Origin of the sequence: Paenibacillus alginolyticus DSM 5050 = NBRC 15375 (assembly GCF_000422905.1) — a bacterium.
GTDB lineage: Bacteria > Bacillota > Bacilli > Paenibacillales > NBRC-103111 > Paenibacillus_E > Paenibacillus_E alginolyticus.
Window position 1 is genome coordinate 1 of sequence record NZ_AUGY01000175.1, and the last position, 7,823, is coordinate 7,823.

Annotated in this window: 6 protein-coding genes, 1 rRNA gene and 3 pseudogenes; 7 read left to right on the plus strand and 3 right to left on the minus strand. The window is 43.2% G+C overall.

The annotated features are described in order from the left end of the window. Positions 1-220, minus strand: a pseudogene (locus tag G519_RS51840) (ISL3 family transposase); the annotation flags it as partial. 113 nt (positions 221-333) lie between these two features. On the opposite strand from G519_RS51840, the pseudogene G519_RS0137070 reads away from it, so the two are divergent. Together G519_RS0137070 and G519_RS0137075 are read left to right on the plus strand one after the other, a co-directional pair. Then, positions 334-750 (plus strand): annotated as a pseudogene (locus G519_RS0137070) (aminomethyl-transferring glycine dehydrogenase subunit GcvPB); the annotation flags it as partial. Between the two features lie 318 nt (positions 751-1,068). Then, entirely contained in the window at positions 1,069-2,049 is a 981-nt protein-coding gene (locus G519_RS0137075; RefSeq protein ID WP_029198854.1) for an aldo/keto reductase, read from the plus strand. Between the two features lie 74 nt (positions 2,050-2,123). Here the strand turns inward: G519_RS0137075 and G519_RS53395 are convergent, their stop codons facing one another. Next, entirely contained in the window at positions 2,124-3,071 is a 948-nt protein-coding gene (locus G519_RS53395) for an S-layer homology domain-containing protein (RefSeq protein ID WP_127528329.1), read from the minus strand. 300 nt (positions 3,072-3,371) lie between these two features. Here G519_RS53395 and G519_RS0137085 point away from each other — a divergent pair, with 300 nt between their 5' ends. Further along, positions 3,372-3,959 (plus strand): TetR family transcriptional regulator, encoded by a 588-nt coding sequence (locus G519_RS0137085; RefSeq protein WP_029198856.1) that lies wholly within the window; start codon positions 3,372-3,374, stop codon positions 3,957-3,959. Between the two features lie 106 nt (positions 3,960-4,065). Here the strand turns inward: G519_RS0137085 and G519_RS0137090 are convergent, their stop codons facing one another. After that, positions 4,066-5,406 (minus strand): aminotransferase-like domain-containing protein, encoded by a 1,341-nt coding sequence (locus tag G519_RS0137090; protein ID WP_029198857.1) that lies wholly within the window; start codon positions 5,404-5,406, stop codon positions 4,066-4,068. 149 nt (positions 5,407-5,555) lie between these two features. Here G519_RS0137090 and G519_RS0137095 point away from each other — a divergent pair, with 149 nt between their 5' ends. From G519_RS0137095 to G519_RS0137105, 4 genes and pseudogenes are all read left to right on the plus strand, one after another. Further along, the gene (locus G519_RS0137095) at positions 5,556-6,506 is read left to right on the plus strand and encodes a DMT family transporter (protein ID WP_029198858.1); all 951 of its coding nucleotides are present in this window, start codon (positions 5,556-5,558) and stop codon (positions 6,504-6,506) included. Positions 6,507-6,638: 132 nt separating this feature from the next. Continuing rightward, positions 6,639-6,839, plus strand: a pseudogene (locus tag G519_RS53835) (DUF2935 domain-containing protein); the annotation flags it as partial. Beyond that, on the plus strand, positions 6,816-7,304 hold the full coding sequence (locus G519_RS46510; protein WP_327195618.1) for a DUF2935 domain-containing protein: 489 nt from the start codon (positions 6,816-6,818) through the stop codon (positions 7,302-7,304). The pseudogene G519_RS53835 and the gene G519_RS46510, both read left to right, overlap by 24 nt. A gap of 378 nt (positions 7,305-7,682) precedes the next feature. Beyond that, positions 7,683-7,823, plus strand: a 16S ribosomal RNA gene (locus G519_RS0137105); the annotation flags it as partial.

Genomic DNA, 7,823 nt, shown 5'->3' on the forward strand with positions numbered 1-7,823 from the left:
AAAGGACTACTTTTTTTTCAAATGCTGGCAGATGCCGGACAGTACGTAAACCGTTGCTCCCTTTAAGCGTGACGGCTTCATCTGATAGACAAATCGGACAGCATTGCTTTGAGGCCATAGGCACCGCTTCAATCTGTATTTCATCTGCATTCATCGGCAAAATCTGGTGAATCTGTAACTCTGGTATGTTAAGCATTTCACTGATATACTGGATTTGCATCTGTCTATTCCTTTTGTTGTTTGGTAGGACTTACAACAATACTGGATTGGCAGATGTTTTTCCATTTTCAACCGTAGTTCATACCGTCAAGCACTGATTTCTGTTTTGAGCCCTATTTGTATCATAAAATATTGCAAATTCGCGGTGCATCCGCTCCGTACGTCAAGGGCAACCGCTTGGAGCAGGTGCGTTACAGCTGGGAACAGATGGCGCAGGAAACGGGCGTTACGACGGAGGATGTGACGCACAGAATGTGCGATTTCGGTCTGCACTATTGGACCAGTCATCATCCGTACGTCGTCCCGCAGCCGTTTACTTTGGAGCCAACGGAGTCTTACTCCAAGGAAGACCTCGACGAATATATCAACGCGTTGGCACAAATTTCGAAGGAAGCCTACGAAAGCCCGGAAATCGTCAAAAATGCGCCAACACGCAGCACAGTGCACCGCATCGACCATTCCAGCTTCGACGATCCAAAGCAATGGTGTATTACATGGCGGGCATATCTGAAGAAAACGCAAACGGAATAATCTTATTTTCTCCCCCCCCAATAGATAGGTAGATTTATGATGAAAAAGAGCCTTCAGATCCACTTTTGCGGTGGTTTTGAAGGTTCTTTTTGCTCATATTTTGGGAGCATTTTACGCGCCTTGGCTTTGTTAGCTATTGAATGAACGGAGCAAGCATGTTTTAACGCACAGCTTGTATATGCAGCAGTTGGAGGAGCGACTTAACACTTAATTTTAAGTCCCAGGTTGATTTTTTTTAGGAAGCAAAGTAGTGTTAAGCTGTACTAAATTCTTCCAAAAGTGATAGCCCTCGTTCAATTTGAAAAAAAGGTGAGTGTCATGGAGAAAATAAGATTACTCCGTAAACTGGGAAGCACGAATTTAGAGCTCTCTCCACTCGGACTTGGCTGCTGGCAGTTTAGCAATGGGCAAGGAGTTGTAGGCAAGTTTTGGCCTGTGCTGGGTGCCGATGATGTGCTGAAAATCGTTAAGATTAGCCTTGAAGGCGGCATCAATTGGTTTGATACAGCGGAAGTGTATGGTAAAGGACAGTCGGAGCAAATGCTTTCGAAAGCTCTCCGCGATTCAGGGGCTTTGGGGAATGACGCTCGAATTGCTACAAAATGGTGGCCGATATTTCGCACAGCTGGAAGCATTGTAAGTACAATTGATGAGCGCATTCGATACTTAGATCATCGCACCATCCACCTGCATCAAGTCCATCAGCCTTACTCATTCTCTTCCGTAGCAAGTGAAATGAACGCCATGGCTCAATTGGTCAAAGCAGGTAAAATTCAAAACGTGGGCGTGAGTAATTATTCAGCAAAGCAAATGCGGGAAGCCCACCGAGTGCTGAAGGAGTATGGTCTTCCTTTAGCCTCGAATCAAGTGAAGTACAGCTTATTAGACCGGCGTATTGAGCAGAATGGGATTTTGGATACAGCTAAAGAGCTAGGGATTGCAATTATTGCTTACTCTCCCTTAGAGCAAGGAATTCTGAGCGGCAAATTTCATAAGAATTCTAATCTGGTGAAGGGAATAACGGGTCCTAGGAAATGGACGTCTTCGTTTAAACAATCGGGACTTCGGAAATCAAAGCCACTCATCGATCATTTGGAAGAGCTAGCTATGGAATACGATGCTTCTCCTACACAGATCGCTTTGAACTGGATGATTAACGCTCACGGAGAAACGGTATTTGCCATTCCCGGTGCTTCCAAAATTCATCATGCCCAAGAAAATGTAAAAGCAATGGAATTAAAGCTTACTTCAAATGAAATCCAAACAATCAGCGAAATATCTAACAACGTAATTCGATAATCAAATATACGGCAAGAAACTGAGCCCATGATGCCATGGAGCTCAGTTTTTTTGTTACCAACGCTACGATAAAATTATTTCTTGTTCAGCATGTTAATAATGACCGTTACAGCTTCAGCTCTTGTTGTAGAGCCGCTCGGAACATATTGGATGTTTTCACTGCCGCTAACTACACCTGCTTGCTTAAGTGCAAAGACAGCGCCTTTGCCCCATGAAGGGATGTCTTGATCATCGGTAAATCCTGTAGCTGCAGAAGAATCAGCTTTCAGATTCATCGCACCTGCAATCATGGACGCCATTTCCGTGCGGGTAATCGGTTCATTTGGTCGGAATGTGCCATCGTCGTAGCCTTGGATGAAGCCTGCTTTGAGAGCTTGCGCAACGGCGTTCTTAGCCCAAGTACCAATCTCTTTCTCATCGGCGAAGGCTAGCTTCGCCCCTTCACCAGCCGGCTTCAGACCATTCATCAGCATGACTGCAAATTCTCCGCGAGTAACATTCTTGTTCGGTTTAAACGAAGTGTCCGGGTAGCCCGAGACGATGCCGTCTTTGATCGCTTTCACGATGGTTACTTCTGCCCAATGTTTCGAGATATCGGACGGATCCACGCCAATACTCTGAGTACCGTAAGTCGCAAACCAGCCTTTGATCGTGTCATAATCACTCGAGAATGCCAGTGAAAGAAGAAGTATAAGGCGGGCATGCTGTGCATTCAGGTTGTCACCGGCAAAGATGCCATCCGTCGTTCCCGGATACATTGTGCCTGAACCCGTTCTTGTTGTTGTAACGAAGAAGACACCTTTTTTAATAGCTTCTGCACGGGCTGCACTCATTTTGGTAGAAATACCGCCTGCGCCTGTACCGGCAGTAACAATCCCTTTGGCACCGTCTGCAACGAAGCCGTTAATGGCTCCGCTACTTGCTTCTTGGTAGCTATAAACAATTTCAACAGTCGGCAGTTTATCCTTGGTGATGGACTTTAAATCGAACGGGGTTGTCCAATCGGCCTTGCCAGCTTTCATGGCGCGTCCATTCAAGCGATACATACGACAACCATATAATACATTCGAAATACGGTCATTTACTCTATAATTCTACGTTTTTTAAATAATATCGTTTATTTCCAAAGATCTGACAGAGTCATAAAATAATAGGAATTAACTATATTTATGTTAGATAACATTACATAAATAAATTTAACTTTTATGTCAGCAGTTTGGAAGCCTTCCATAAGAATGGAACATAATACAGAATAACGATATTGTCATTTTGTTTTTGATACCTACTATGGTATGATTGAATGACTAGAGAGGGGGCCCACTATGTCCAATGATCTTCCATTAACGAAGGAAGCCATATTAGACGCGGCGGAACAGGTGTTGCGGCGTTATGGACCTGACAAAACTTCCGTTGTCGATGTGGCTCGAGCACTTCAAGTTAGCCACGGCACACTTTATCGACACTTTGCAAGTAAAGCCTCATTAAGAGAGGCGGTGACCGAGCGATGGCTGCACAAAATCATTTTAGATCCCTTAGAAGCTATTGCCGTCCAGTCTGGTGGCAGTGCTAGAGAGCGTTTGCGCACCTGGTTTGAAACCTTGATCCAAACGAAGAAGACTTATGCAATTAATGATTCCGAAATGTTTGCCATGTACGCGGCTGTTACATTAGATGCAGTCGAAATGATAAATACGCACGTCAATCAATTAATCGATCAGATTGCCCGTATTATCGAAGAAGGAATGAAATCCAAGGAGTTCAGAACCACTGAACCAAAGGTTACTGCGAGAGCCATTTTTATCGCCACTTCACGTTTTCATCATCCTGCACATGCGAAAGAGTGGTCAGCAGACACGATTGAACAGGATTTTGCTTCGGTTTGGGACCTGCTTCTTTTCGGAATCTCCTAGCATATGAATGTGCAAATAAAATAAAGCCCTTCTGATGAAAGTAATCAGAAGGGCTTTTGCTTTGAAAAGGAAGTTGATCATCTCCGGAATTCGAAGGAGCTCCGCTTCACCCAAGCATACGCTTGATCTCATCCGCAATAAGTCGTACCCCGGCTTCGATCCGTTCCTCGGATACTTGCGTTACGCTAAGACTTAACAAATGCTCGGCACCAAACGCAGATAAGTAATATGGTTGGAGGTCCTGCAGAATAACACGTTTCTTACGCAATCTATCCAACAGGGTGGGGATGTGCAGTTGAGCTGGGACGATGATATGGGTGTACACACCCGAAGTCACTTCAGATGGAGATAGGTATACAGTGTCACTGTTTGCAAGTAAGGATTTATTCAGATGCATCAATCTACGTGAATAAGAATCTCTGATTTTACGCTTGCGCCGTTCAAACATACCACTCTGAATATAAATTTCTAATGCTGCTTGCGAGAGCATGGAACTGTCGATGTCCGATAATTTCTTGTAGTTGCTGAAAGTGAGCGTGAGGTCTGTAGGGAGAACGGCTGCGCCAACTCGTAATCCTGGGAACAAGATCTTCGAGTAACTTTTTAAATAAACAACATGGTTTGAAGCATAAGCGAAAATGGGGTCAGATTTCGTATCGTTCTCCAAGTCAGCCAGATAATCATCTTCTACGATGTAGACGTCATAGCGTTTGGCTAATTGGGCAATAGCTTTCTTCGTTTGTTCCGAATAAGAACTACCGAGAGGATTATGGAAGCGGGGCATGGTATAGAAGAATTTAATATCCTCTGTACGGAATATGCGCTCTAATTCATCTAGGTCGATGCCGCTGGCTGTTCTTGTGATGCCAAAAGCAGGGATTTGATACATTTCTAAAAGGCGTATAAACAAATAATAACTCGGTTGTTCAAGCAACACCCCTCGTTTTCCATTCGGAAATGGCATCAAAGCCAAGACGGACAAAGCTTGCTGCACGCCGGATGTAACATGTATGTTGCTTGGATTCGTGAACACCTGATAATTGGCCAAATGCTTAGTTAACACCTTCAATAACGATGGCAGTCCTTGCGGAGTTCCGTACACGAACAGGTCGTTCTTATAGGTATCAATCGCTTTATTTATACAATGTTTAAAATCGAGATAAGGAAACAACTCTGGGTCTGGAGCACCTGAAGAGAAATCATAGACCAAGTGTTCCGCTGGATGGAAGGCATCTGTCCTCTTTTGTACCGCATAATACCCGCTTTGGGGGATAGAGTAAATAAGATGACGCTTCTCAAGCTCCGTATAGGCACGAATGACTGTGCTTTTATTGCAAGAATAGGTGATGGACAGCTCCCTTATTGAGGGAAGCTTTTGTCCGGATCGTATATGTCCATTCTCAATTTGTCGTTCAATGTCATTAAAAATATGAGAATATTTATGCATAAATATTTCCCCCTGCCATTTAATTGTACCGGTACAGTTGGTTGGTAAAATGATTGTAGTGCGATAGCATTCGTTCTATGCTTATACCAACAGCCGGCCGGCACCATTACCAATAAAGTACCATAAAACCGTTAAGATTGGGGAGAAATATGAATAACCGAAAAGGAATCAAACTTGCCTATATATTTGCCGTACTTAATGCAGTAATCATTGGATTTTCTTTCTTGTTTGCCAAAATAGCTCTTGATCTCGCTCACCCACTCGATACGCTCACCTACCGTTTTGCCGTTTCGTTTGCAGTTTTGTCTATCCCGGTTGCACTTGGTTTCGTTAAGCTGAATTACCGTGGCAAGCCGCTAGCCAAAGCGCTTCTGCTCGCAACAACCTATCCACTGGGTTTTTTTACACTTCAAGCGTATGGGCTGATGCATACTTCTTCGGCAGAGGGAGGCATTCTGTACGCATTCACGCCCATCGTAACGATGGTGTTTGCTTCAATGTTTCTGAAGGAAAGAACAAACATCTTGCAGAAGCTAGCTATTTTTCTCTCTGTATTTGGCGTTCTATTTATTTTCATCATGAAAGGGAGCACGGTAGATTTGTCAAACGTGACAGGAATCATCCTATTGGTTCTTACTTGTGTGGCGTTTGCTGGATACAGCGTTATGGCTCGTTCGCTTTCGAAACAGTTTAGCCCAGTGGAGATCAGTTATTTTATGCTCGGTATCGGATTTGCTACCTTTCTTGTAATTTCGCTTACGAGTCATGCAAGTGCGGGGACAATGGATGCCTTTCTTTCGCCGCTGTCTAAACCGTCGTTTATTATGGCCATTCTCTTCCTAGGCTTGTTGTCCTCACTAGTGACAGCTTTGACTGGTAACTATGTCTTATCCAAGATAGAAGCCTCAAAAATGAGCGTGTTCACTAATTTATCAACGATCGTCTCGATAACTGCAGGGGCCCTTTTTCTTGGGGAAAAAGTAACCGTTTATCACTTGGTCGGCTCTGTGATGATTCTAGCAGGAGTGATCGGAACGCAATATTGGGGGCGATATAAAGTGGTTATGCCAAAGGTTAAAGCTGATCGTATAAGAGGGTAAGGATTAACCCTTTCACAAATATGATGAGATTCTGGAGAAGCTTCTATATACGAAAAGTAGTTGCTGCCCGCTATGACGCCATGAGGCGTCTTTTTTTCGGTTTATCTTAAAAGTAACAGGGATTGGTTTTTAAACCAATATGATCAACTTCTTGGTATGGCGCGATTGAAGGAAGTTGCCGATTTGGCTCAATTAAACAAACAAGCATACGATTTAACAGCCAATTTATGTGAGTATAAACTGAATCTTCTGGATCGTCTTTTACTCGGGCAAATAAAGCTTGGATTAACACCGACTTTTCTCAATCATATGTTGAATGAGCTTGAAGAGTACTTCAAAATACTTATCGTGCTCCTGGAGGGTAAGCCGGTCCCGAAGTATGCTCCCTTGCATCATGATTTGCTTTGGCTGATTGATGCTGCTGGTCATGCGGCAATTATTGCGATGAACTTGGATTTGGTAGAGAAGAGATTAATCAAGAAAAGCGAGCAATTTGAAAAGAATTTCAATGCGTTTTATTTAAAAGCGATTGAACTAACAGGTTATTTACGTACATTGCGAGCCAGTTACCCTTCAATTATCAAATTCCATTCTGATGTTAATATGGAAATGTCTATTTTCATGGCTTTCTTGAAAGAAGTCGAGGAGCTTGGTCTAAGTGCAGAGCTGTTATCGCGGATTAACCCTCTCGTGCCGGATCATATGTATCGCGAAGAGTGCTACTATTTAATGAAGTTGTCACAAAGCGGAGTTGTTCCCCCGCCGAATTGTGATCCCACAAAACCAAGAGTCATGTAGTTTTTAAAAAGAATCTCTATAAAGTAAACAATAAATAAGGGCGGTTCCTATTTGGAATTTGCCTTTTTCGGTTATATTAAAAAAACTTTTGAATTGGAAAAATAAAACATTGCAATACGTTTAATAATCATGGTATATTATCACTCCGGCCGCAAGACAGGCTGGTGAAAGTAACTAGAAAAAAACTAGTTGCAAAATAAAAATCAGTATGGTATATTACTTCTCGCTGCTTCGGTAACACGGCAGTGAACGAAAGAAATTGATCTTTGAAAACTGAACAACGAGTGAGTAAGCACGAACGAGAAATCGTTCAAAAAAGAGATTGCAAAATCTCGCTAGCAACGCAAATGAGCAATTAAGCTTTCAAATAGTTTTACTATTATGGAGAGTTTGATCCTGGCTCAGGACGAACGCTGGCGGCGTGCCTAATACATGCAAGTCGAGCGGGTTTACCCTTCGGGGTAAGCTAGCGGCGGACGGGTGAGTAACACGTAGGTAACCTGCCTATAAGATCGGGAT

What these genes read in the sequence shown, in the direction of transcription:
- G519_RS0137075 (WP_029198854.1), top strand. Translation starts at nt 1,069, where the DNA reads ATGGAGAAAATAAGATTACTCCGTAAACTGGGAAGCACGAATTTAGAG.
- G519_RS53395 (WP_127528329.1), bottom strand. Translation starts at nt 3,071, where the DNA reads ATGAAAGCTGGCAAGGCCGATTGGACAACCCCGTTCGATTTAAAGTCC.
- G519_RS0137085 (WP_029198856.1), top strand. Translation starts at nt 3,372, where the DNA reads ATGTCCAATGATCTTCCATTAACGAAGGAAGCCATATTAGACGCGGCG.
- G519_RS0137090 (WP_029198857.1), bottom strand. Translation starts at nt 5,406, where the DNA reads ATGCATAAATATTCTCATATTTTTAATGACATTGAACGACAAATTGAG.
- G519_RS0137095 (WP_029198858.1), top strand. Translation starts at nt 5,556, where the DNA reads ATGAATAACCGAAAAGGAATCAAACTTGCCTATATATTTGCCGTACTT.
- G519_RS46510 (WP_327195618.1), top strand. Translation starts at nt 6,816, where the DNA reads ATGTTGAATGAGCTTGAAGAGTACTTCAAAATACTTATCGTGCTCCTG.